Origin of the sequence: Rhizobium atlanticum (assembly GCF_030182485.1) — a bacterium.
Lineage (GTDB): Bacteria > Pseudomonadota > Alphaproteobacteria > Rhizobiales > Rhizobiaceae > Rhizobium.
Window position 1 is genome coordinate 25,874 of sequence record NZ_JAQJCJ010000005.1, and the last position, 23,944, is coordinate 49,817.

General features: G+C 61.7%; 26 protein-coding genes. 8 read left to right on the plus strand and 18 right to left on the minus strand.

Going from position 1 to position 23,944, the window contains the following annotated elements:
• Positions 1-12 precede the first annotated feature (12 nt).
• The 3 genes from PH551_RS08990 to PH551_RS09000 all read left to right on the plus strand — a co-directional run bounded on the left by PH551_RS08990 (position 13) and on the right by PH551_RS09000 (position 2,509).
• Positions 13-498, plus strand: a complete 486-nt coding sequence (locus PH551_RS08990; protein ID WP_085777595.1) for a response regulator — start codon at positions 13-15, stop codon at positions 496-498.
• A 139-nt stretch (positions 499-637) separates the two neighbouring features.
• Positions 638-1,408 (plus strand): DNA repair protein RecO, encoded by a 771-nt coding sequence (gene recO / locus PH551_RS08995; protein WP_285192724.1) that lies wholly within the window; start codon positions 638-640, stop codon positions 1,406-1,408.
• A 96-nt stretch (positions 1,409-1,504) separates the two neighbouring features.
• Positions 1,505-2,509: an aldo/keto reductase gene (locus PH551_RS09000; protein ID WP_285192725.1), complete on the plus strand. Its 1,005-nt coding sequence runs from the start codon at positions 1,505-1,507 to the stop codon at positions 2,507-2,509.
• A 97-nt stretch (positions 2,510-2,606) separates the two neighbouring features.
• On the opposite strand, the gene PH551_RS09005 is transcribed toward PH551_RS09000, so the two are convergent.
• The 3 genes from PH551_RS09005 to PH551_RS09015 form a co-directional block, all read right to left on the minus strand.
• Entirely contained in the window at positions 2,607-3,464 is an 858-nt protein-coding gene (locus tag PH551_RS09005; protein ID WP_285192726.1) for an MOSC domain-containing protein, read from the minus strand.
• Positions 3,465-3,488: 24 nt separating this feature from the next.
• Positions 3,489-4,133 (minus strand): HD domain-containing protein, encoded by a 645-nt coding sequence (locus PH551_RS09010; RefSeq protein ID WP_285192727.1) that lies wholly within the window; start codon positions 4,131-4,133, stop codon positions 3,489-3,491.
• 143 nt (positions 4,134-4,276) lie between these two features.
• Positions 4,277-6,181, minus strand: a complete 1,905-nt coding sequence (locus tag PH551_RS09015) for a putative bifunctional diguanylate cyclase/phosphodiesterase (RefSeq protein WP_285192728.1) — start codon at positions 6,179-6,181, stop codon at positions 4,277-4,279.
• 422 nt (positions 6,182-6,603) lie between these two features.
• On the opposite strand from PH551_RS09015, the gene PH551_RS09020 reads away from it, so the two are divergent.
• Positions 6,604-6,945 carry a hypothetical protein gene (locus PH551_RS09020; protein WP_085777601.1) on the plus strand — a complete coding sequence of 114 codons (342 nt, stop codon included), beginning with the start codon at positions 6,604-6,606 and terminating at the stop codon, positions 6,943-6,945.
• Positions 6,946-7,069: 124 nt separating this feature from the next.
• The gene (locus PH551_RS09025) at positions 7,070-7,585 is read left to right on the plus strand and encodes a superoxide dismutase family protein (RefSeq protein ID WP_285192729.1); all 516 of its coding nucleotides are present in this window, start codon (positions 7,070-7,072) and stop codon (positions 7,583-7,585) included.
• Positions 7,586-7,613: 28 nt separating this feature from the next.
• Here the strand turns inward: PH551_RS09025 and PH551_RS09030 are convergent, their stop codons facing one another.
• The 8 genes from PH551_RS09030 to PH551_RS09065 all read right to left on the minus strand — a co-directional run bounded on the left by PH551_RS09030 (position 7,614) and on the right by PH551_RS09065 (position 12,655).
• Complete coding sequence (locus tag PH551_RS09030) at positions 7,614-8,495, minus strand: mechanosensitive ion channel family protein (protein ID WP_285192730.1); 882 nt, start codon at positions 8,493-8,495, stop codon at positions 7,614-7,616.
• 58 nt (positions 8,496-8,553) lie between these two features.
• Positions 8,554-9,084: a tyrosine phosphatase family protein gene (locus PH551_RS09035; protein ID WP_285192731.1), complete on the minus strand. Its 531-nt coding sequence runs from the start codon at positions 9,082-9,084 to the stop codon at positions 8,554-8,556.
• A complete protein-coding gene (locus PH551_RS09040) occupies positions 9,081-9,653 on the minus strand; it encodes an HD domain-containing protein (protein WP_285192911.1) in 573 nt (190 codons plus the stop codon). Before PH551_RS09040 ends, PH551_RS09035 begins: the two co-directional genes overlap by 4 nt.
• A gap of 29 nt (positions 9,654-9,682) precedes the next feature.
• Positions 9,683-10,528: a CAF17-like 4Fe-4S cluster assembly/insertion protein YgfZ gene (gene ygfZ / locus PH551_RS09045; RefSeq protein WP_285192732.1), complete on the minus strand. Its 846-nt coding sequence runs from the start codon at positions 10,526-10,528 to the stop codon at positions 9,683-9,685.
• 96 nt (positions 10,529-10,624) lie between these two features.
• Positions 10,625-11,380, minus strand: a complete 756-nt coding sequence (locus tag PH551_RS09050; protein ID WP_285192733.1) for a hypothetical protein — start codon at positions 11,378-11,380, stop codon at positions 10,625-10,627.
• A 16-nt stretch (positions 11,381-11,396) separates the two neighbouring features.
• Positions 11,397-11,654 carry a hypothetical protein gene (locus PH551_RS09055; protein WP_020920882.1) on the minus strand — a complete coding sequence of 86 codons (258 nt, stop codon included), beginning with the start codon at positions 11,652-11,654 and terminating at the stop codon, positions 11,397-11,399.
• 103 nt (positions 11,655-11,757) lie between these two features.
• Complete coding sequence (locus PH551_RS09060; protein WP_085777606.1) at positions 11,758-12,180, minus strand: TIGR02301 family protein; 423 nt, start codon at positions 12,178-12,180, stop codon at positions 11,758-11,760.
• A 58-nt stretch (positions 12,181-12,238) separates the two neighbouring features.
• Entirely contained in the window at positions 12,239-12,655 is a 417-nt protein-coding gene (locus tag PH551_RS09065; protein ID WP_085859061.1) for an NUDIX hydrolase, read from the minus strand.
• 182 nt (positions 12,656-12,837) lie between these two features.
• Here PH551_RS09065 and PH551_RS09070 point away from each other — a divergent pair, with 182 nt between their 5' ends.
• Together PH551_RS09070 and PH551_RS09075 are read left to right on the plus strand one after the other, a co-directional pair.
• Complete coding sequence (locus PH551_RS09070) at positions 12,838-13,158, plus strand: YnfA family protein (protein WP_285192734.1); 321 nt, start codon at positions 12,838-12,840, stop codon at positions 13,156-13,158.
• A 64-nt stretch (positions 13,159-13,222) separates the two neighbouring features.
• Positions 13,223-13,987 carry an SOS response-associated peptidase gene (locus tag PH551_RS09075; RefSeq protein ID WP_285192735.1) on the plus strand — a complete coding sequence of 255 codons (765 nt, stop codon included), beginning with the start codon at positions 13,223-13,225 and terminating at the stop codon, positions 13,985-13,987.
• 140 nt (positions 13,988-14,127) lie between these two features.
• On the opposite strand, the gene PH551_RS09080 is transcribed toward PH551_RS09075, so the two are convergent.
• The 5 genes from PH551_RS09080 to PH551_RS09100 all read right to left on the minus strand — a co-directional run bounded on the left by PH551_RS09080 (position 14,128) and on the right by PH551_RS09100 (position 20,425).
• On the minus strand, positions 14,128-14,274 hold the full coding sequence (locus PH551_RS09080; RefSeq protein WP_176536258.1) for a hypothetical protein: 147 nt from the start codon (positions 14,272-14,274) through the stop codon (positions 14,128-14,130).
• A gap of 277 nt (positions 14,275-14,551) precedes the next feature.
• On the minus strand, positions 14,552-15,397 hold the full coding sequence (gene pssA / locus PH551_RS09085) for a CDP-diacylglycerol--serine O-phosphatidyltransferase (RefSeq protein ID WP_085777610.1): 846 nt from the start codon (positions 15,395-15,397) through the stop codon (positions 14,552-14,554).
• A 51-nt stretch (positions 15,398-15,448) separates the two neighbouring features.
• Complete coding sequence (locus PH551_RS09090; RefSeq protein WP_285192736.1) at positions 15,449-16,147, minus strand: phosphatidylserine decarboxylase; 699 nt, start codon at positions 16,145-16,147, stop codon at positions 15,449-15,451.
• A gap of 136 nt (positions 16,148-16,283) precedes the next feature.
• Positions 16,284-18,161 (minus strand): ABCB family ABC transporter ATP-binding protein/permease, encoded by a 1,878-nt coding sequence (locus PH551_RS09095; protein ID WP_285192737.1) that lies wholly within the window; start codon positions 18,159-18,161, stop codon positions 16,284-16,286.
• 209 nt (positions 18,162-18,370) lie between these two features.
• Positions 18,371-20,425, minus strand: a complete 2,055-nt coding sequence (locus tag PH551_RS09100; RefSeq protein WP_285192738.1) for a LysM peptidoglycan-binding domain-containing protein — start codon at positions 20,423-20,425, stop codon at positions 18,371-18,373.
• 154 nt (positions 20,426-20,579) lie between these two features.
• Here PH551_RS09100 and PH551_RS09105 point away from each other — a divergent pair, with 154 nt between their 5' ends.
• Positions 20,580-21,203: an LOG family protein gene (locus PH551_RS09105; RefSeq protein ID WP_285192739.1), complete on the plus strand. Its 624-nt coding sequence runs from the start codon at positions 20,580-20,582 to the stop codon at positions 21,201-21,203.
• Between the two features lie 13 nt (positions 21,204-21,216).
• Here the strand turns inward: PH551_RS09105 and rarD are convergent, their stop codons facing one another.
• Together rarD and cimA are read right to left on the minus strand one after the other, a co-directional pair.
• Positions 21,217-22,131, minus strand: coding sequence for an EamA family transporter RarD (rarD, locus tag PH551_RS09110; RefSeq protein WP_285192740.1), 915 nt, complete (start codon positions 22,129-22,131; stop codon positions 21,217-21,219).
• A 138-nt stretch (positions 22,132-22,269) separates the two neighbouring features.
• A complete protein-coding gene (gene cimA / locus PH551_RS09115; protein WP_285192741.1) occupies positions 22,270-23,883 on the minus strand; it encodes a citramalate synthase in 1,614 nt (537 codons plus the stop codon).
• Between the last annotated feature and the right edge of the window lie 61 nt (positions 23,884-23,944).

The following is a 23,944-nucleotide window of genomic DNA, read 5'->3' on the forward strand; positions in this document are numbered from 1 at the left end:
CCGGGCAGAAAAATGGTTTATTCAGAACTGGTGGCGCAATTCACCGATAGCGTGCCATGCGGGGCACCGGAGGGCAATGATGTTGGCGAAAGGGCCAAGGCGCTGCGAAAAGCGCCCGACGAGGGGCGCGGAAGCATGAACGCACTCCGTGTTTTGGTTCTCGAGGACAGTCTGATCATCGCGATGGAGGCGGAGGATATCCTGCGCATGGCCGGTGTCGAGAGCATCGATATTGTCGGCAGTCTCGATCAGGCAAGAGCCGCCATCGCTGCGGAGACGTATGATTTCGCTCTTCTCGACGTCAACCTCGGCGAGGGCATGAGTTTCGGATTTGCCCGCCATCTTCTCGATGCCGGCATCCCCTTCGGTTTTGTCAGTGGCTATTCCGATATACGTGACTTCCCGTGCGACCTTCAGCACATACCGCTGCTGGTGAAGCCGTTCGACGAAAAGGCGATGCGCGAATTCCTGCAGAGGCTTCTGCCGGCTGCGGCCTAACGTAGTCCGTGATGGACACGGGATCTGCTTGAGAGCGCCTGATGCTATCGCTTTGAAACTGCGGGCAATCCTTCGGGAAATCGATTCCGGTTTCCCGATTTATGCGCTACGATAAGGTAATCGGCCGCAGGAACTTCTTATGCAGTGGCAGGACCAGGCAATCATTCTGGGTGTCAAACGCCACGGCGAGACGAGCGTCATCGCCGAGGTTATGACGCGTGGTCGCGGCCGTCACCTCGGCCTGGTGCGTTCCGGCCGTTCGCGCGCCATGCAGCCGGTGCTGCAGCCGGGCAATGCCGTCGAGGTCGTCTGGCGCGCCCGGCTCGACGAACATCTCGGCGAATTCCGCGTCGAGCCTGTGACGCTGCGCGCCGCCCGTCTGATTGAAACGGCGACCGCCGTCTACGGGGTCCAGGCGATGGGCGCTCTGCTGCGGCTGCTGCCGGAGCGAGACCCGCATCCGCATCTCTTCGACGCGCTGGAGGTGATCCTCGATCATCTGCACAACCCCGCCGATGCCGGTGAGCTTTTCGTACGTTTCGAGCTGGCGGTGCTGAACGATCTCGGCTTCGGGCTCGATCTTGCCGAATGCGCGGCGACCGGCGCCCGCTCTGATCTCGTCTATGTCTCGCCGAAGTCCGGCCGCGCCGTGAGCCGTAGCGCCGGGGCGCCGTGGGCCGACAAGATGCTGGTCCTGCCGCCCTTCCTCGGTGTCGAAGGCAATCACGCGGCGGACTTCGACAGCCTTGCTGCCGCGTTCCGTCTGACCGGGTTCTTCCTGCATCGCCATGTTTACGAGCCGCGCGGCATCGAGGCCGCGGCAGCCCGTGACGGTTTCGTGCGGGCCGCGCTCAGGGCGCTTGATCCAGCCTCGCGGACGCTTTCCGATCCGAACGGCGTCCCCGCCTGACCTGATTTTTTACTGCTGCAAAATATCCTCCGGATTTGGCGGTTTACCCGCTGATCGGTGGCTCCTATCTCTTGATTGCCAATCAAGGAGGATTCCATGCTGACCAAGACCGCATCACCGACGACGATCACGCTCTGGAACGGTCGCGAAATCCCGCGCCTCGGCATGGGGTGCTGGGCAATCGGCGGCCCTTTCTTCGCTGGTGACACGCCGCTTGGTTGGGGCGAAGTCGACGACAATGAATCCGTCGAAGCGATCGATCGCGCCATCGCGCTCGGCATCCGCTTCTTCGATACCGCCTCGAACTACGGCGCCGGCCACTCGGAAGAGGTGCTCGGCCGGGCGGTCGGCAATCGTGACGGCATCATCGTCGCCACCAAATTCGGCTTCGCGACCGATCCGGAGACGAAGCAGGCAATTGGGGCCTTCGCCGATGAGGCGTTCATTCGCAGCTCGGTCGAGACATCGCTGCGCCGACTCAAGCGCGATCGCCTTGATCTGCTGCAATTTCACATCAATGATTTTCCGCTGGAACAGTCGGATGCTGTCTTCGATACGCTGGAGGCGCTGCGAGCCGAAGGCAAGATCGACGCATTCGGCTGGAGCACCGATTTTCCCGATCGCGCCGCCCGCCATGCCGACCGCGCCGGCTTTGTCTCGGTCCAGCATACGATGAACGTCTTCGATCCGGTGCCGGAGATGATCGCTGTGATCGAAGGGAAGGGTCTGATTTCCATCAATCGCGGTCCGCTGGCCATGGGGCTGCTCACCGGCAAGTTCACCGCCGACAAGGCGGTAGGCGCCAAGGATGTCCGCGGCGCGGCACTCCCCTGGATGGTCTATTTCAAGGACGGGCGCATGGCTCCGGAATTTGCCGCCAGGCTCGATGCCGTCCGCGATCTCCTGACGTCAGGCGGCCGCACGCTGACACAGGGAGCTCTCGCCTGGCTCCTGGCGAGGTCGCCGCGCACTTTCCCCATTCCGGGCTTCCGCACCATCAGCCAGGTGGAGGAAAATGCCGGCGCACTGGAAAAGGGACCGCTGTCGGCTGACGTCATGGCGGCTATCGATGCCGCACTCGGCATGGGTGAGAGACGGTGAAACTCTCCCCACGCTCCCTCTGTGCCTGTCACAGCAATGAGGGAGAATGTTGCGATGTATAAGGGACAAAGCGCCCTCAGCCCTTCCGCAATTCAACCTACTCTCGTGCGCGAACCTTCATCGCCCAGCCCTCCGGCCGCGCCTCGATGATCTTCACCTCGTCGCCGATGGAGATCCGTCCGCTGCCGCGAGGCGTGACGTTCCAGCCAAAGAGCGGCCCTGGCACACGCCGGTCGGCAGACATGCGGATGCGACCCATGGCCGGCATCGGGTTCGGCCCCTCGCGTGAACCGGTCAACTGGTCCTGCGTCGTCATGATGCAGCGGGAGCAAGGTTTGACGAGATCGAAACGAACGCCTGATATTTCGATCGCCGCCCAGCGATCCTCCGGCCATGCCTCATCGATGTCTATGACGATGTTCGGACGGAAACGTTCCATTCCGACGCTGCCTTCGCCATGCGCGGCGAGATCGGCATTCAGCGCCTTCAGTGAGCCCGTCGTCGTCACCAGGATCTGGTATCCGTCGGTAAAGGTGACGGGCGAGCTTTCGCCGGCCCATTCGGCGTTCGCCGTCCGCCGTGCCTGCCCGTCGAAGAAGACCAGCAGCACCTCGCGGCCGAGCCATTCGGAAAGCTGCCTGTTGCTGTCGGGATCGGCGACCGCGGCGCTGACGGTCGATTTCCATACGGTCACATCCATGCGGACTTCAGGCCGAGGCGGAGGCACCGCTAGCTCAGACTTTCCCTGCATCAGCAGCCGAAAGGCGCCGGGTTCCGGACGGATCTCGATGCGCGCGAGGTCCGGCAGTTCGCGCTGGGTGATGAAGTGACCGTTCAAATCGGTAATCATCGCCCGCCGGTCGCCGGCAAGCCCCTCGGCGCCAATATCGGCGGCGGGCAGCGCAATGGCGCGAGCGCTCTTGAGCGGGTATATGAAGAGGTCGCTGATGCGCATGCCATTCTCCCTGGATATAGTTCTCTAGATTTCATCCATGAACGCCGCGAGAAAATCGCGCAGGCTCTTGTCGCGCGCGGCCGCAATCCGGCGGCCGGTCTCGGTCTGGAATCCCTCCGCCAGTTTGAACAGCTTCGTCTGGAAGTGGTCAATGGCATAACGCTTGTCGTCGAAGGGCCGGTTCGTTGCCGCGGGGTCGAAGGGATCGTAGAGTCCCGATCCCATTCGCCCGCCGATATAGAAGCAGCGTGCGACGCCGACCATGCCGATCGCGTCCAGCCGGTCGGCATCCTGCAGGATCTTCGCCTCGAGCGTCTGCGGCGCCACCCCGGCGGAAAAACTATGAGCGGTGATGGCGTGGGCCGCGGCTTCGATATCCGCTTCGCTCCAGCCGAGTTCGGAAAGGATCACTGAAGCCTTTTCCGCCGCCAAGGCCGATGCTTTTGCCCGCAAGGGTGAGTTCTTCTCGACGGCGACGCAGTCGTGCAGCAGCACGGAGGCGGCAAGGATGCGCCCATCTCCGCCTTCTCCCGCATGGATGCGCATGGCGTTCCTGAAGACGCGCAAGATATGGGCAAGATCGTGTGAGCCGTCGTCGCCTTCGGCGGCGTGTGCGATCAGCGCCGCTGCGAGCGTTTCATGAGGGGAGAAGGCTTCGGCCTCGAACATTGTGCCACCTCTTGTCGGAAGAAAGACGTCGAAGAGCGCCGGCCGAAAGCAAAGGGAGCTTCACAGGAAGACGCCGCTACGAAAAACGGAGATCTCGAAGCCGGTTTGTAGCGGCTCAACGTGCGAGTCGCAATCGAGGGAGGTCAGCGCTCGAGCGTCTGAAAAGCTGTCGCGCCGCTGCTCTTCGGCGGCGGGGAGAGAAGATGGGGCACGTCACGGACCGGGCGCGGCGGACTGATGTGATAGCCCTGGATCTCGTCGCATTCCTCGCTTTCGAGCAGCGTCAGCTGGGCCGCCGTCTCGACGCCTTCGACGGTGACGCGCATGCCGAGCGCATCGCCGAGCAGGATGATTGCGCGCATGATCGCATGCGCTTCCTTGCTGTCGACGATGTCGTTCACGAAGGATTTGTCGATCTTGATCTTGTCGAAGGGAAAGCTGGAGAGATAGCTCAGCGAGGAATATCCGGTGCCGAAATCGTCCATCGAGATGCGGATGTCGCGGTCCTTCAGGGCATGCAGGATCGGCAGCACCTCGCTGAGGTTTTCCATCAGCACGCTCTCGGTGATTTCCAGTTCGAGCCGCGATGGCGAGAGCCCGGCGGCGGCAAGCGCTTCGCTGACGTCCTGCGTCAGGTTGCCGCTGCGGAACTGGATCGCCGAAACATTGACTGCGACCTTGATGTTTTCCGGCCATTGGGCCGCATCCCTGCAGGCCTGGCGTAAAACCCAGCGGCCGATATCGACGACGAGGCCGACCTCCTCGGCAAGCGGAATGAAATCCATCGGCGGCACTCGGCCTCGGAACGGATGGTTCCAGCGGATCAACGCTTCGAAACCGCAGATCCGCCGCTCGGCAAGATCGTAAAGCGGCTGGTAATGCAGCTCGAATTCCCCGTTCTCGACGGCGGCTCGAAGATCTGCCTCCAGCGCATGGCGCAACTGCATTTGCGCTTCCATTTCGCCGGTGAAGAAGCGCTCGCGCTTGCGTCCGTCCGCCTTGGCATGCGACAGCGCCACGCCGGCATTTTTCAGCAGGATATCGGTTTCCCCGCCGTTCTCAGGAGCGATTGCAATACCCATGGAGACACTGAGCGTCACCTGTTTCTCGCCGTTCAGGAATGGCTCGGAAAGCGCGCGGCGGATTTGGTCGGCCAGCACCGTCACGTTTTTAGGCTGCTGCTTACCCGTCTGCAGGATGGCGAATTCGTCCGAACCGAGGCGCGCCAGCGTGTTTTCCGATCCAGCCGAAGCTCGGATGCGCTCCGCAACCTGCTGCAGGATCTTGTCGCCGACCGATACGCCGATCGTGTTGTTGATCGATTTGAAGCGGTCGAGATTGAGATGGACGAGGGCGATCTGCTCGTGCGGCTTGCGCTCGGCGAGCGTCGCATCGACCTGCTCGCGGAAATACATCCGATTGGGAAGACCCGTCAGGGGATCGTGATGGGCGAGATAGGTGATGCGCTGGGCGGCCTTTCGATCCTCGGTGATATCGGCATGAATGGCGATGCTGCTGCCGTCGGAGAGGATGGTCACCACGCTTTGAATGATGCGGCCATCATGCATCTGCCATTCGCGTCGGCGGATGCTGCTGCTTTCTGCCTTGGCGAGGGAAGGTCGTGCTGTCTGCCGGACGCTTTTGGAGGCGGTGCTTTCGTTGCCGCGCATTTTGCCGATGAGTTCGGCAATCGTCGCGCCCGCGGCGATATCTTCCGGCGTCAGTCCGAAGAGCTGAGGGAAGCGGATATTGTAAAGCGTCAGCCGCTGGCCGGCGTCGAAAACGCTGAGGCCGAGCGGCAGGTTGTTCAGGACGATCTCGAAGAGTTTTTTCTGTCCGTCGAACGCTTGACTGAGCGCCGATAGATTCCCTCTCAGCGTCTGCTTTTCCTTTTGAAGGGTTTCCGCACTTCTCTCGATTGCATCATAGTCGCTTTCATGGCCGCGGTAGGTTGCGATCACCAGCTCCATCAGACGCTGCGCGTCAATTGATCCGTCGGCCATGACAGCCTCTGTGCATTGCCGCCAGAAGAGCGCTTCAGCCTTCATGGGAAAGCATCTTGGCTGACGGCAATAGCAAGAGCCGTCCGCGTCTGATGGACGTGCCTCAAAATATCGGACATGAAAACCTTTCTAAGAGAAACCATTGAAATCAATTTTTATGAGTGACGTACGGGTAATGCCTGATGACTATTTTGGAGCGGGCGGATTAATATTCGGTTGCAGTGCAGCAGAGGTGCACGTCGTCAGACAGGTTGCTCTCCATATTGGAAATTACTGGAATACCGGGGCGGGCAGCGGCGGAAACCCGGTTCGAGCGCGCTCCGTTAATTTCTGTCAACCATTGTTAACGAGTAGTTAACAACTTATTGACGCACTGCGCAAATCAGTTTAACCACCGAGTCAACAGTGATTTCCCCTTCGTATTGCGTACAAACACCACCGGCAAAAGGCGGTGAATGGAGGTTTGTATGACCCGCACCACATCCGTTTCAGACACGTCATATGCGTATCTTGCGACACTTTCACGGCTAGATCTAAACGGCGACGGCGTATTGAGCCGCGGCGAACGTGCCGCCGATGAGAAGCCAGGCATCATCAAGGAACTCCTGGAGGAAGACATGGGCAGCGAGACTCAGCCCAAATTTTCCGGCAGCCTGATTGCGCTGATGATGGATACCCACGACAGCGGCACGACAAGCAGCATCGCCGTGCCCTATCCGCTGCAGCAGAGCGCGTCTGCGACTGGCAGCCAATCCGACGATCTCTACCGCAACACCTACGGCCAGTTCGATTTCGACGCCGTCGCCTGACGATAGCATCGTTCACGTGATCTGAAGCCGGCCCGTTGGTCGGCTTTTCTCGTTGGATGCTCCGCAGAGGAACACCTTCCGGGCTGAGACGTTCAGAAGGACATCCGGACGGAAGGAGATCACCATGAAAACCATGCGCATCATCGCCGCCCTGAGCCTGCTGGCCCTTGCCTTGCCGGCAAGTGCCCAGGACAAGCAGACGGCGGTCGCCAATTTCGTCGGCGAGGACGGCAAGGAAAATGGTCGGGCCCAACTGACGGCCGCCGCCAATGGCGGCGTTCTGATCGAAGTGGAGATATCGGGGCTGCCGGCGAATAAATGGGTGGCCTTTCATGTTCACGAAACCGGCCGCTGCGACGCGGCGAGCCATTACGAATCGGCAGGCGGTCATTTCAACCCGGGCTCTGCCGAACACGGCATTCTCGCCGCTAAGGGGCCGCATGCCGGCGACATGCCCAACCAGTATGTTGGACAGGATGGCGTGCTCAGAGCTCAGATCTTCGATGGCATGGTCACGCTCGATGGCAAGAAAGATGGCATTCGCGGCCGCGCATTGATGGTGCACGCCAATTCCGATGATTATCGCAGTCAGCCTTCCGGCGGCGCCGGTGAAAGACTTGCTTGCGGAGTGGTCGAATAGGCCGACGATCGCCCCGCGCTGCAATGGTTCACTGCCGTGTTGGCTCTTCCGCCGCCGTGCCGTTGGACCTTTTTCCCAGCGCGGAATTTCCACCGTCCCGCACAGCGGCTGGATCGCCCCTTTCGTCCAAGTCAAGTTTTACCCGCTTCACCATATCGCGGCTGACCTGCCACCAGTCACCGGTCTTTGCCCAGTAACGTAGCGTTAGCGAAATCGTGCTCTCACCGAGCGCGTCGATGAAAACGCTGGGTGCCGGTGACGGCAGCACCCTTGGGTTTCCTTTGGCTATGCCCATCAACGTCTCCATCGCCTGATCGAGGTCGTCTTCACGAGAAATGTTGATTTTCAAGTCGTTCTGCCGCGTAGGCTCACGGCTGAAGTTGGTTATCGGCGTGTTCCACAGCGTTGAATTCGGCGCCAGCCGATAGAGCCCGTCGCCGGTTCTGAGTTCTGTCGCAAACAATCCGACCTCGCGCACCGTGCCGGCCACGCTGCTGGTTTCGATATATTCGCCGACCCGGAACGGCCTGAGGATCAGGAGCATGATGCCGGCCGCGATATTCTGCAGCGTCCCTTGCAGCGCCAGCCCGATCGCCAGGCCGGCTGCGCCGAGGGCGGCGATGATCGAGGCGGTCTGGACGCCGAATTGGCCGAGCACGGTGATGAACACCAGAATCAGAAGCGCATAACGCACCACATTGGTGAAGAATCGCGCCAGTGTCTCGTCGATGCCATGGATGCGTGACAGGCCCTCATAGGCCCAGCGGCTGACAAAGCCGGCCAGCGTCCAGCCGATGACGAGCAGGATCAACGCCCCGAGAATGGAGAAGGAATATTGGACTGCAAGTGCGCTTGCCTGGCTGAGTGCCGTGCGGGTGGCGAGAAGGACATCGGCTGCTTGTTGTTCCATGATCTGGCCCTATGGAGATTGCGAGGTCGAGGCCAAGATGGAGCAGACGCCAGCAGCGTCAACCGCAGGCAGGGTTCCGGATCGCCAGCAGGAAGGGCGCATTGCCGTCCGCATCGGCGCCACGCCCGATCGCCCTTACCGCCGCAACCAGCCGGCCGCCGCGGCTAAGCAAGGTGTCACCGATCTCGATCAGCCGGGTGTTCGGAGTTGCGAAAGGTGAAGCGGCGCGCAGCCGACGGACAAGCTCTTCCTCGTCCTGATCCGGCGCGATCGACAGAGCGGCGATGAGTGCCGCGGCCGGTGATCGCGACACGCCCATCCAGCAATGGATGAGCAGCGGGGTCTCCTGCCGCCACGATGCGGCAAACTCGATGATCGCCTGTACATGCGTTTCGTCAGGCGCCACGAGACCGCCCGTGCCCTTGAAGGTGATGTCGTTCATCGAAAGCGTCAGGTGACGATCGGGCGCGATCACACCCGGCCGATGAAAGGCCTGTTCTTTGGCGATCAGGCTGATCATGTCACGCGCCTTGTGGCGCACCGCCATTTCGGCGATGCGCGAGAGCGGCGAGACGACGATCAAGCTCACGATACCATCCCCCGCTCGGCCTCGATCGCCGCAAAGCGCTCGCAGAACAGCCGCTGGGCTTCCAGCGCCGGCAAAGGTTCGATCAGCAACATCTCCTTGCTGATGCCGCGCGGCTGGCCGAAGAATTTCTGCGCCTCGGCGGGCGTGAAGCCGGCAAGTACCGTAGCCTCGAAATAGGCCGCGATCGTGTCCGCCTTCTTGATCCTGTCCTTGAGATCGCGCGATGGGTGAGGCGGCAGGCCGAAGCGCAGGTGCACGGCGGCCTCCAGCCGCATTTCCACCGCCTTATAGCCGCCACCGACCACGGATTTGAACGGCGAGATCATGTCGCCGATCACATATTCAGGCGCGTCATGGAGCAGCGCCATCAGACATTCCTCCGGCCGCGCATTGTTGAAACGGCGGAAAATATCTTCGACGATGAGGCTGTGCTGCGCCACCGAAAAGGCATGATCGCCCGACGTCTGGCCGTTCCAGCGTGCTACGCGTGCGAGACCATGGGCGATATCGGCGAGTTCGACATCGAGCGGCGAGGGGTCGAGCAGGTCGAGCCTGCGCCCGGACAGCATGCGTTGCCAGGCACGCGGAGCTTTGGCCGTCACGCGCTGGCCTCGTCTGCGCTGGTGGGAAAGACAAGGCCGGACCATTGCGGCAGGGCGAGAGAAACCGGCGTTTGGCCGGCCAGCAGCGGCGTGCCTTCCGCCATTGCAGCACCGGCGCGGTCGATTCGCACGATCGCAAGCCCGCTGCCGCCCTCGACCGAACCGAGTGTCCCCACCGGCTTGCCGGCGGCGGTGATCTCCGTGCCCGCTAGAGGCAAGGCCGTAGCGGCGGACACGGTGACAACGCGCCGGCGCGCAGTGCCGCGGTGCTGCATGCGCGAGACGACCTCCTGGCCGACATAGCAGCCTTTCCTGAAGGAGAGGCCGCCGTTCAGATCCATCAGCACGTCATGCGGGAAGGCGTCCTGCAGGGCAAAGTCGGATCCAGAGGTGACGATACCGTGGCGGATGCGCAAGCTCTCATAGAGTGACGGCGCATCATCGCCATGCTTTCCTGCCCGGCGGCGCAGCGGGACACCCGCCTTGGCGAAGCGGCTGTCTCGGGCACCTCCGATGCGATCGGCATCCTCGCCCCAGCAAACGGTAATGCCATTCTCAGGCTGAGGCGTAAACGTAATGGCGGCCCGCAGCCTGTACATCGTCAGCCGCTTCGCCAGCCCTTCGAGCTGGGCCGCATCCGTTTCAATCAGGTAGCCGTTGCAGTCCCGCCAGACCATGAAGTCGAAGAGGATCTTCCCCTGCGGCGTCAGCAGTGCTCCAGGCCGCGCCTCATCGGGCGCAAGCGAAACAATATCGGTGGTGATCAGGTTCTGCAGGAAAGATTGGGCGTCCGCGCCGCCGACGGAGAACAGTGAGCGGTCTTTCAGGAATACGGCTGGCATGGCGGAACCTGTCGCGTTGGTCGTCGCTCAGAGGTATGACTTCGTGGAGTGGATCGCAAGGTCATGCGACATGCGGAAGGCGCGTGCGAGGCGGCTTCAGTCGCCCGCTGTGAAGAACTTCCACTTGCCGTCAGGCGTAATGCCAAGGCGGTAGAAATTATAGCCACCGAATTCCTGCATGTCGGAAAGGTCGCCGGCGGTCACGATGCGCAACAGCTCGACTCGCTCCGGCGGTGTCAGCGACTTCAGATCCTTCTCGGCGAAATAGGGCCAGACATACATATCGTCGGCTGTGCCTTGGCCGACATGAACGAAACCGGTCGAGACGATATCGAGCATGATGGCTAGAATTTCATCTCCGTCGGGATCGCCGGAGAGATCTTTCAGGGTGCCGATCGGGTCGTCGGTTGCTTCACCCACCGTCACCTGCGTCTGGTCTTTGCCGGTGCCCATCAGCGGTCGCAACCGTTCGAGATCGCCGGAGGCGGCGGCCTCGACAATCTGTTGGCGCATTTTGCGAACCGGCTCGGGCGCCTTGTTGATGTCGTAAATTACCTCGACCGGCTTGGATGCGTCCTGGGCGCCCGGCGTCTTGTCGACGCCCTCACTGTTCTGGCTGTTGACCAGCGGCTCGGCCATGGGAACGCCGGGGGTGGTGCCCTGGGGCTGGTTCTCCCCCTCAGCACTTCCCTGTGCGGGCGGCGCCTCGTTGGGGGCTTGGCCGGGGATCTTATGGAGTTCGGAAAGCGCATAGGCCGAGGGCGCGAGGAGGGCGTTGCCGGCGGCAAGGCTGAACGCAAGCAACACCGGCGCGAGCCGAATTCGCGAAACTTTCTCTTTACCGATGGGCATCGAACTCTCTGAATAATTATTGCAGGGTGCGGTTGGCGGAGAATTCGCCGGCAAGCATACGGTCGCGCAGCGAATCGAGCAGAGCTTCGGCGCTGTTTTCCCCGTGCAATCGGATGGTCTCGCGCAGGGCATGCGCGATGGCGGCATCAGCTATGATCTCCGGCTCGATCCCGTCGGCCATGCCGTCGGCCCAAGCCTCGTTCTGGTACTCCAGAGCCGCCTGCATCTTTTCGTGGACGATCATGTCGTCGATGTCGTTGAGGCTTGCTTCCATTGTCTTTTCCTCAGAACTTCTCATGTCTTACTGCACCGTTAATAACACTAACAGCCTTTTCCCAAAACGACACGTCCGCATGCGAAAACAGGTTAATTAAATGTCAATTTCCAAAGCGCGAGGTAATTTCTGTGGCGAGTGTTGCACCTTCGTTACGGTAGCGCTCTTCTGCCACGATGGCCGCCGGGGTGCAATCCGTATAGACGGAGGCGAAGGCGCGGTACCCGCGATTGAAGGCCGCGGTCAACCTTTCCTTGCGCTGCGGCTCGTTACCCGTTTCCGAATCGAGCAGCTGCTTCATGCCTTCCCGCCACTCATCGCCGCCCGCCGCCTTGCAGAGCGTTCTCAGATAATGCACCGAACCCAGCACTTCGGCGAGCCGCGCCAGCTTGTCGTCATAGGGTACGGGCACGGCCGCGACCGGCGGCGCAATCTCCTCCTGCGCAGGCGCCGTATTCTTACCCTGAGCCATGGTGGGCCCGGCAAGCACGAGCAGGGACAGGACAACGCGTCGAACGGGAATCATGCTTCCACTTGATACGTTGAGCGTGACGGCAACAAGGCGCGTCTGAAAGTTTCCACTTCTATTCACCGCCCGCCAGCCGTTCCGCGCATTCGAGCACGCTTTGCGGCACAGGCAGTCGCCGGATCTCCTCTACCGTATACCAGCCGAGCGCCGCCGCATCGTCGGCGGCTTCCGCCACCATTTCCCGGTCGGCGTCGACGCAAAAGACTGACAGGAAGAAATGGCTCCTGATGCTGCCATCCGGCCCATGCGTCTTGAGGTCATAGGTAGAGAACAGCCGCGGATTGTGCGCCGAGATGCCGGTTTCCTCGCGGAACTCGCGCAGCGCGGTCTGCTCCGGCGTTTCGCCCGGCTCGGCGCGGCCGCCGGGAAAGGCATACATGTCGGCAGAGGGCGGGTTGCGTCGCAATACCAGAAGGAATCGCCCGTCGCGTTCGAGAATGGCGGAGGAGGCGGCTTTAGCGGTGGAGGTCATGGCTGCTCTTGCTGTGACGGCCTATTCGATCTGACGGGCTGATGATTGCGGATCGCGGCTGCGGGACGACCCGATCTTCCTGTGGGATAGCTCCCAAGACAAGCCCCAAAAATTGCGCAGCGGTTCGCGAAATAACGACATCCGTGCAACAAGGAGGCAAAAAATATTCGAAAGGGCTTTGCGTGACCTATATCATTTACGCGTTTGCCGCCGTTTTCGAGATCGCCGGCTGCTTCGCCTTCTGGGCGTGGCTCAAGCTTGAGAAGCCGATCTGGTGGCTGGCGCCGGGCATGATCTCGCTTGCGCTTTTCGCCTGGCTTCTGACGCTGGTGCCGAGCGATGCCGCCGGTCGAACCTTCGCAGCCTATGGCGGCATCTACATTCTTGCTTCGCTCTCCTGGCTGTGGCTGATCGAAGGCCGGGTGCCCGATCGTTATGATATCGGTGGCGGACTAATCTGCCTTGTCGGGGCGAGCGTCATCCTCTTTGCGCCGCGCGCCTGAAACCGTCACGCAAAAGCATGCAACGCGCCTTGACCGGACTCGGGCCGGCTGCAAAGACAGGACGATGTGTGGACGTTTCGCCCTGACAAGTTCCAGCGCCGACCTGCGCGACTTCTTCTCCGGTCTCGATCTCGAGGACTTCCCGGCGCGCTACAACATCGCCCCGACGCAGCCGATCCTCGTGGTCATGGCAGGCGAGGGCCGGGAGCGGGGCAGCAATCTGCCCGATCGTCGCGCCGTCCTCGTGCGATGGGGCTTCACGCCGGGTTGGGTCAAGGACCCGAGGGATTTCCCGCTGCTGATCAACGCGCGCGCCGAGACCGCGATCGGCAAGGCCTCGTTTCGAGCGGCGATGCGTCATCGCCGCGTGCTTATTCCGGCCTCAGGTTTTTACGAATGGCATCGCCCCTCCAAGGAGAGCGGCGGCAAGCCGCAGGCCTATTGGATCAGGCCGCGCCGGGGCGGGGTCGTCGCCTTTGCCGGGCTGATGGAGACATGGTCCTCGGCCGATGGCTCGGAGGTCGATACCGGTGCGATCCTGACAACGTCAGCCAATGCGGGCATCTCCGCGATCCACGATCGCATGCCAGTCGTCATCAAACCGGAGGACTTCTCGCGCTGGCTCGATTGCAAGGCGCAGGAACCGCGCGAGGTGGTCGACCTGATGCAGCCTGCTCAGGGCGATTTCTTCGAGGCTATCCCGGTTTCCGACAAGGTCAACAAGGTTGCCAATATGGGGCCGGACCTACAGGAGCAGGTTGTCGTCGAAAGACCGCCTGAGGCGCCTGCGAAACAAAGGCCGGATCACGGCCAGCTGAGTTTTTTCTAAAACGGCGTAGCGCTTCCGGCACCGCGGCCTGCTCGGCTGACCCGCAATGCAGGGGGCACATCACCAAGCATGCCGCAGTCTTGGGATGACGGCATGCCGCAAAACGTGAAGCGCGGATGTGCCGTTCGAAGCTCGGCACCTCAAGCGGATTTCTTGACGCCGTCCGGCTTGTTCTTTGTCATCAATGATGCCGCGGCAACGGCCTTCAAGCCGACCGGGCGATAGTTGGCGGCGAGGTCTGGCTTGGCCGCCTGTTGTTCGCCGGCACTGCTCTTCTTCGAAGTCACGATACTCTCCTTGCGTGTTGCTTCCCTGAGTATTTTGTATTTTGCTATTTGGTCAGAAATAGCGACAAAACGGCGGCGTCGCCTATCAGGATTTGTGAACGCCCACCATAATTCGCGAGGCTTAACTGAAGCCTACGTTGGTTAATACTTACTGAAGGGAGCGGTTCCAAAAAACCGCAAAGCGGTTTTCCCCGGGCAACGCGCAGCGTATATCCGGGGCCACAACATGGGAGAGAAGCATTTCGGTGATGCGGGAGAATTCGGAAGCGCGCGGAGGTCAGATGTGCCGGCCAATATCGTCGTCGCCGACGCCGGGTTCCTCGATCGTCAGGGTCCCATATTTCCGCCGCCATCTGCGTGCGCCGAAGGGGAGCGATATGAGATAGGCGGCAACGGTAAAGACCATCACCTCCCACGTGTAGCTCATCAGCAGAGCCACATAGAGCACGACGCCAAGCATCATCGGCAGCACCAGATCGCGCCGCAAGCGGTTGCCTTCCGATTTGCCCGACCAGACCGGCAGCCGGCTGATCAGCAGGAAGGCGATGGCGACGGTATAGATCGACGAGAGATAGGCGAAGGTGCGGTCCGTCGCCAGACCGAGGAAGCCAAGATAGACTGGCAGCAGCACCAGCATGGCGCCGGCCGGCGCGGGCACTCCGACAAAATATTCCGATTGCCAGCTCGCCTTGTTTTCGCGCTCGGCCATGACATTGAAGCGGGCAAGGCGAAGCCCGGCGGCAATCGCATAGATCAAGGCGGCAATCCAGCCGAGCGAACGAGCCTGATCGAGAGCAAAAACGTAAACGACGAGCGCGGGCGCGACGCCGAAATTGACGATATCGGCAAGCGAATCCATCTGCGCGCCGAATTTCGAGGTCGCCTTCATCAGCCGCGCCACGCGCCCGTCGATGCCGTCGAGGAAGGCGGCGAGGAGCACCATCGCGACGGCGAGCTCGTAACGGTTCTCGAAAGCGAGCCGGATGCCCGTCAACCCGGCGCAGATCGCCAGAATGGTGATGAGGTTCGGAAAAACGAGGCGAAGCGGAATCTCTCGCAGGCGCGGACCGCGGGCGGAATCATCCGGCCCGTTTGGCTCGAAAGGCGGAAAGGGTGTTTCCATGTCGCGTTCCAATCGTTCCTTGAGCAATTCCGGCAAAGGCGCGGCAGCGCTTTAGCTTCGGCGGCTGATCACCGGACCCTTGGCCGCGGCGAATTCGGCAATCACGGTTTCCCCGGCAATCGCCGTCTGGCCGAGCGAGACGCGTGGCGCCGCACCGGCGGGCAGGAACACGTCGAGCCGCGAGCCGAAACGGATCAGCCCGAAACGTTCGCCGGCGTCCAGCGGCTCGTTGGTGTTTGCCCAGCAAAGGATACGCCGCGCCACGAGGCCGGCGATCTGCACGACGCCGATCTGGCCGTGCCGGGTTTCGATCACCAGCCCGTTGCGCTCGTTGTCCTCGCTCGCCTTGTCGAGCTCGGCATTGACGAAGCTGCCGGAGCGGTAGTTGATGCTGACGATACGCCCGCGCATCGGCGCCCGGTTCACATGGCAGTTGAAGACGTTCATGAAGACCGAGATGCGCAGCATCGGCTCGGAGCCGAGGTCGAGCTCTGCAGGCGGGGTAACCATCTGGATCGCCGAGACCTTGCCGTCGGCGGGAGAGATCACGAGATCGTCGTCCTGCGGGGTCACCCGCTCGGGATCACGGAAGAAATAGGCGCACCAGAGCGTAAAGATCATGCCGATCCAGAAGAGCGGCTTGAAGATCCAGCCCAGCACCAGAGATGCGACGAAGAAGGCGGCGACGAAGGGGTAACCCTCCTTGTGCACAGGCACGATCGTATTGCGAACCGTGTTGAACAGGCTCATGGCTGCCGGTCTCCTTGCGTTGTCATTTTTTGCTGGTTAGCGAAAAACCAGCTCCTGAGCAATGCTCCGGCCCTGGCCTCGGTTCCGCCGCCGCAGTTCTGAACAATAAAAGCCGGCGCCGCTATCGGTGTTCGCTTCAGCTTGCCGGGGCAAGCCGCGCGATGACGCCCATCTCGTCGCTTTCGCGCACCTGCTTCAGATGCTCCTCCGCCTGTGTCGCCTCGCGCTGGCGGTTCCACATCGAGGCATAGAGGCCGTTCCTTTCGAGGAGGGCGGCGTGCGTGCCGCGCTCGGCGATCTCACCGCTTTTGAGCACGATGATCTCGTCGGCGCCGATGACGGTCGAAAGCCGATGGGCGATGACCAAGGTCGTCCTATTCTTCGAAACCACATCGAGGGCTGTCTGGATTTCTCGTTCCGTGGTGGTGTCGAGCGCTGAAGTTGCCTCGTCGAGGATCAGGATCGGCGGCGCCTTGAGGATGGTGCGGGCGATCGCCACACGCTGTTTCTCGCCGCCGGAAAGCTTGAGCCCGCGCTCGCCGACCTTGGTCTCGAAGCCTTCGGGCAGCGCCTCGATGAAATGGGCGATCTGCGCCACCTCGGCCGCTGCAAACACCTCGCCATCGCTCGCCGATGTGCGGCCGTAGCGGATATTGTAGGCGACCGTGTCGTTGAACAGCACGGTATCCTGCGGCACCATGCCGATCGCCGATCGCAGGCTTTTCTGCGTCACCGTGCGGATATCCTCGCCGTCGATGGTGATCGCGCCGCTCTGGATATCGTAGAAACGATAGAGCAGGCGCGACAGCGTCGATTTGCCGGCGCCCGACGGCCCGACGACGGCGACTGTCTTGCCGGCCGGCACATCGAAAGAAATGCCTTTCAGGATCGGACGGGCCGGATCGTAAGCGAAGTGCACATCCTTGAAGGAGATCGCGCCCTGGCGGATTCGAAGCTCGGCAGCGTCGGGGGCGTCCTTGACCTCGGCCTTCACCTCGAGCAAATCGAACATCTGCTCGATATCGGTCAGACCCTGCCGGATTTCCCGGTAGACGAAACCGATGAAATTGAGCGGCACGGAAAGCTGCAGCAGCATCGAATTGACGAAGACGAAATCGCCGACCGTCTGCTCGCCGCGTTGCACCGCCAGCGCCGACAGCAACAGCATGATGGTCGTGCCGATGCCGAAAATGACGCCCTGGCCGAAGTTCAGCCAGCCGAGCGAGGTCCAGACATCGGTCGCCGCTTTCTCGTAGCGTTCCATCGACTTGTCGAAGCGTTTGGCCTCCATTTCCTCATTGCCGAAATATTTGACGGTTTCGAAATTGAGGAGAGAGTCGATCGCCTTGGTGTTGGCGTCGGTGTCGCTGTCGTTCATCGAGCGGCGGATGGCGATGCGCCAGTCAGATGCACGGATCGTGAACCAGATATAGGCCCAGACGGTGAAGGCGGTGACCGCAAGATAGGAAAAGCCGTAGCCCCACCAGAAGATAACCGCCGTCAGCAGGAATTCGATCACGGTCGGAACGGAATTGAGGATCGTGAAGCGCACGATCGTCTCGATGCCCTTGGTGCCGCGCTCGATGATGCGTGACAGGCCGCCGGTCTTTCGCTCCAGATGGAAGCGCAGCGACAGCTCGTGCATGTGCACGAAGGTCTTGTAGGCGAGCTGGCGCACCGCATGTTGCCCGACGCTGGCAAAGAGCGCGTCGCGCAACTGGTTGAGGCCGAGCTGGATCAACCGGGTGACGTTATAGGCAATGACAAGGGCTACGGCGCCGGCAAGCAGCGGCGGTACCGTGCCGGCAAGGTCCATCCTGCCGTTCAGCGCATCGGTGGACCATTTGAAGAAATAGGGGACGAGCAGCAGGACGAACTTGGAAATCAGCAGATAGACCGACGCCCAGACGACCCGCATCTTGAGGTCGGTTCGCCCGGCCGGCCACATATAGGGCCAGAGGTTGAAAAGCGTCCGCAGCAAGTGGGATTCCGAGACTGTCTTGCCGTTTGCCATGCCGTGTCTCCAGTCCGGATGATTTTCTTCGATGTCCGGCAAGGCGGGGGCAGGGGCGCACCTGAAGCGCTTACCTGAATCCCGAACCGCCACCGGCAGATAGGGCGTCGGGCCGAGGAATACAACACGTGCGGGGGCCGGGAAAAGTGAGGCCGGGCGTTTCTCCTGCCCGGCTTCATCAAGTCGCGTTGCGCTTAAGGAGCGGCCTTTCAGAGGTGCTGCTTGGAAAGCCGCTTGCGGTGCAGCTCCTCGGCGTTCGGCAGCGCGTCCTTCGGCAGGCCGAAAATCTGCCCGGGACGGATACGATCCGGGTCGATGATCTTGTCCTCGTTGGCGATGTAGATCGTCGTATAACGCACGCCGAGCCCATAGGTCCGGCGGGAGATCTGCCACAACGTATCGCCGCGGCGGATGATTACCGCCGCATTGTTTGCCGTCAGCGGTGCCTGCTCGATCGTCTTCGGCTGATTGCTCGCAGTGTCGTTTGCGGCGGGCGCGGCCGGTGCGGGCGTGTCGGTTAATTCACCGATGATTGCACCCAGCCCGTCGAGCCCGGCGCCGACCGATTTTGCGTCCTTCGGCAGATCCTGCAGCAGTTTCAGCGCCTTGGCGGCGGTCTGCGAGGAGGCGCCTGAGGCTTGCTTGAAGCTGTCGGACGCATCCGCCGCCGGGCGGAAGTCTGCGAGAGAGCGCAGCGCGAACTCCGTTGCTGAGCGCGCCGCCGCCAGCTGTTCGGCGCCGGGCAGCTGGCCATCGGCAAACAGCCCCTTCAAGAGCCCGAACGCCTTGCCGGCTTCGGCCTTGAGCTTGCCGAGTTCACCCTCGTGGAGCGGCACCATCGAGGCAGCACCATTTGCATCGGCGGGGCCGGCTTGAGCGGCAACTCGCACCTGGTCGCCCGCAGGGCGATTGAAGTTCACTGCGGCCCGCACGATCACCTTGCCCGCGGGATCGACGACGTCGACGCGAATCTTATGATCGCCGACCGAAAGCGCCGCGACGCCATCGATGACGAAATGGCCGTCAGGACCGGCCGTGTCCTGGCCGACAAGGCTGTCGTCGGCATAGCCGAGGACCTTGGCGTTGGCGCGCGCCGTGCCGGCAATGAAGATCTTGTTGCCCTCGATCTCGACGGCGTTGACCATCACATCGGGCGTGGTGGCCTCGTGGGTTTCGCCAGCACCTGGAACGGCCGGAGTCGCATCTGTGCCGGTGGCGGAGGCGTCGGGCAGACCAGGCGTCTGCAGCGCCAGCTCACCGATTGGCGCTACTGTTGCGGCAGGCGCGTCGGCTGCAGCGGTCCCGCCAGTTGCCGGCTTGTCCGCAGCCGGCGCCAACGGATTGGAGGCGTCGGCGACTTCGGTGTCCCCTGTCGGCGCAGTGATGATGCGGCTCGCCGCGCCGGGCTTGGAGACCATGGCGAGCAGATTGGCGGCATTGCCGTCCTTCGGCACGGAAACGGTGGCGACTTCTTCGGAAAGCGCGGTCTTGCCATCCTTGTCCGTTACCTTGAGCACGAGCTGGTGGTCGCCGGCCGGAAGCGGATCGTCGAGGACGGCCGCGAAATCGCCGCTCGGACCGACGTTGGCCGTCGTCACCACCTTTTCGCCGTCGAGCACTTCGAGCTTGCCGTTCGGCTCGGCGGAGCCGGCGATGACGGTCGATCCATCAGGCTCGACACGCAGGACGTCGAAGGCCGGAAGTTTCGGGCCGGTATTTGCGGCCGCCGGGGTCGCGGCAGAGGCTGGTTCGGGCGCACCGGTCAGCGCAGCTTCGGCCCTGGAAATCGCGGCAGGCGCATCCGCCATATTTTCCGGCAGCGACTGCACGATGGCGAGCGCCTTGGCGCCGCCTTCCTTGGCCTTGGCGACAATGGCTTGTGTTGCGGGATCCATGCCCTCGGGAACGGTGAAGCCGACAAGTGCGGTGAGCGCATTGACGGCCTTGGTCTTGGCGGCGGTGAAGACATCAATGGCCGGGCCTTTGCCGTCGGCAAACAGCGCCTTCAGCTCGCCGAGCGCCACGCCGGCATCGGCCGAGAGGCGTCTGACCTGATCGGCGACCCCAGTCGAGTCGGCCACGGCAGAGCGTGATGTCTTTGCCGCTTCGTTAACCGTGTTCTTGAGCTCCGTGCCCGCCTGGTTGATGGCGTCGCCGACTTTGGATGCATCGCTGCCGATGCGCGGCATGACGAAGAATACCATCAGTAGGATTGCGATTACGAGCACTGCAAGGGCCAGCAAGCCGGCACGGTTCTTCATCATTATGTCTCCCAAGGCGGCAATTTGCCGTAGTAACCGAAATTGCTAGCGATTTCCGATGCTTTTCACAAGCATTCAACGCAATTTCGCAAGCTCGGCAGGCTGCTTTTCAGTCAATTTTCTTGACTGCATTGAAATGGAATAGTTGTTTTGCCCTATGACCGAACAATCTGTATCGATTCGATCCATCTGCGTTTACTGCGGCTCAAGGGCGGGACGCGATCCTTCCCACATGGCGGCCGGGCGTGCTCTCGGAAGAGAGATCGCCGAATACGGCCTGCGCCTCGTCTATGGCGGAGGTACCAAAGGCATCATGGGCGCGGTTGCGAGCGGAGTGCTTTCAGGCGGCGGTCAGGTCACGGGTATCATCCCGGAATTTCTGATCGATATGGAAGCGACTCGCCATTCGCTCGGTCAGCTCAACGAACTTATTGTAACCCCTGACATGCACGCGCGCAAACATACGATGTTCGAGCGTTCCGATGCCTTCGTCGCGCTGCCCGGCGGCATCGGCACGCTGGAGGAGATCGTCGAGATCATGACCTGGGCGCAGCTCGGCCGTCATGAAAAGCCGATGGTTTTTGCCAATATCAACGGCTTTTGGGATCCGATGATGGAGCTGATGCGTCATATGACCGACGAAGGCTTCCTGCACACCGCCCACCGGGTGCAGCCGCTCGTTGTCGACGATGTCGCCGGCATCATTCCGGCGATCATGGCCCAGGCAGCCCAGCTTGCCGCCGATCGCGACGGCGAGGACGCGGTAATTTCGAAGATGTAGGCGGCGGGCGCTTTTAGCGCCCGCGGCTTCCCTTCAGCATCGACCAGCTATAGAGGAACAGCCCCGCCCAGATCAGCGGGAAGGCGATCATCCGCGCCGTGCCGAGCGGCTCATGAAAGGCGAAGACAGCGATCAGGAAGATCATCGTCGGCGCGATATATTGCATGATGCCGATCGTCGAGAGCTTCAGGAGCTTGGCTCCGTTGGCATAGATCATCAGCGGCACGGCCGTGATGACACCGCAGCCGAGAAGTAGGGTCGTATCGGCAAGGCCGGTACGGTAGAAATGGCCGAGTCCGTTGCCGTATTCGAGATAGAGGATGTAGACGAGGGCGGGGCCGCTGAGGATCAGAACCTCGAGGAAGAAGCCCTGATTGGGTCCGAGCGGCAGCGTCTTGCGCAGCAAGGCATAAAAACCCCAGCTGACCGCAAGCGTCAGCGCCACCCAGGGGATGCCACCACTGTCCAGGGCCAGAATGGCGACGGCAAGTGCCGCAAGCGCGATCGCCGCCATCTGCAGCGGTTGCAGCTTTTCCTTGAGCAGCACCGCACCGAGGAAAATGCTGAACAGCGGATTGATGAAATAGCCTAGTGCTGCATCAAGCGAATGGCCGGCGCCGATCGCCCAGACATAAGTACCCCAGTTGACGGTGATCAGCGATGCGGTCAAGGCCCCCATCGCCAGCATGCGCGGCGAGCGCAATGCTGCGCGGATGTCCGCCGTGCGTCCGAGCACGACCAACACGATGCCGGCCAGCGGCAGCGACCAGACGATGCGGTGGGCGATGACTTCGGCCGGCGGAATATGAGCCACCGCCTTCATGTAGAAGGGCAGGAAGCCCCAGAGCAGATAGGCTGTCAGCGCGAAGGCGAAACCGCGTGGACTATCTTCGTTCTTGGCCAGTGGAACGGATGCATCGGTCGACATCGGGTGTTTCCATCTTTGTTCTTCTTCTGATCCGGCCTAGCTTAAGCACCGTGAATAGGCCAATTCATTTCGTTGAATGAAGGCTGAGAGGATTTGAAGCGAAAACCCGAGCGATAGACGAATCCCGGCGGCAGACACTTATTCCGCCGCGATCTTCCCCGCCAGCTGCCGGTTCTTCATCAGCTTGTAGATGACGGAATCCATCAGCGCCTGGAACGAAGCGTCGATGATGTTCTCGGAGACGCCGACCGTCCACCAGCGCACACCGTCGCTGTCGGTGGATTCGATCAGCACGCGGGTTATTGCCGCCGTGCCGCCATTGAGGATGCGCACCTTGAAATCGGCGAGAACCAGATCGTCGATCTCGTGCTGGTACTTTCCGAAATCCTTGCGTAGCGCCAGGTCGAGCGCGTTGACCGGACCCTCGGCGTCGGCGACCGACATCAGCGTCTGGCCATCGATGGTGATTTTGACCACCGCCTCCGAGACGATCTTCACACGGCCAAGACTGTCGAAGCGGCGCTCGATCATCACGCGGAAGCCTTCGATGATGAAAAATTCCGGGATCGTGCCGAGCGTGCGGTGCGCCAAGAGTTCGAAGCTCGCATCCGCGCCCTCATAGGCATAGCCGATCGATTCACGATCCTTGACGATCGAGATCAGGAGATCCAGCCTCGGATCGTCCTTGGCGACGATAATGCCGCGCCGCTTCAGCGCATTCATGAAGTTCGCCTTGCCACCCTGGTCCGAGACCATGACCTTGCGGAAATTGCCCACGCTTTCCGGCGGCACGTGTTCGTAGGTGCGAGGATCTTTCAGCAGAGCGGAAGCATGAATGCCGGCCTTGGTGGCGAAGGCGGAGGCGCCGACATAAGGCATCTGGTGATCCGGCGAGCGGTTGAGGAGCTCATCGAAGGCGTGCGAGAGCCGGGTGAGGTTGAGCAGCCTCTCCTCGTCGATCACCGTTTCGAAACGGGTGTTGTAGGCGCTCTTCAGCGCCAGGGTCGGGATCAGCGTCACCAGATTCGCGTTGCCGCAGCGCTCGCCGATGCCGTTCAAGGTGCCCTGGATCTGCCGGACGCCGGCTTCAACGGCAGCAAGCGAATTAGCAACGGCCTGGCCGGTGTCGTTGTGAGCGTGAATGCCGAGACAGCGGCCGGGCACGCCGCCCGCGATCACCGCCTCGACAATGGCGCGCACCTCCGGCGGCTGCGTCCCTCCATTGGTGTCGCAGAGCACGACCCAGCGGGCACCGCTTTCATAGGCCGTTTTCGCGCAGGCGATCGCATAGGCCGGATTGGCCTTGAAGCCGTCGAAGAAATGTTCGCAGTCGACGATCGCCTCCTTGCCTGCGCCAACCGCCGCCTTGACGCTTTCGGCGATGGATTCGAGGTTTTCCTCGTTGGTGCAGCCGAGCGCCACGGCGACATGATAGTCCCAGCTCTTGGCGACGAAACAGATGGCATCGCTTTTGGCTTGCAGCAGGCCGGCAATACCGGGGTCGTTGGAGACCGAAACGCCTGCCCGCTTCGTCATGCCGAAGGCGACGAAGGTCGCCTGGCTGGTGCGCTTCTCGCTGAAGAAGGCGGTATCCGTCGGGTTGGCGCCGGGATATCCGCCTTCGACGTAATCGAGGCCGAACTCATCCAGCATGGCGGCGATCGCAATCTTGTCCTCGACAGAAAAGTCGATGCCAGGCGTCTGCTGCCCGTCCCGGAGCGTCGTGTCGAAAAGATAGATGCGTTCTTTCATGTCGTTTCCTCCCGACGGGCGGGTGTTGTTTTCTGTTGTGCGGAAGCCCCCTCATCCGCCC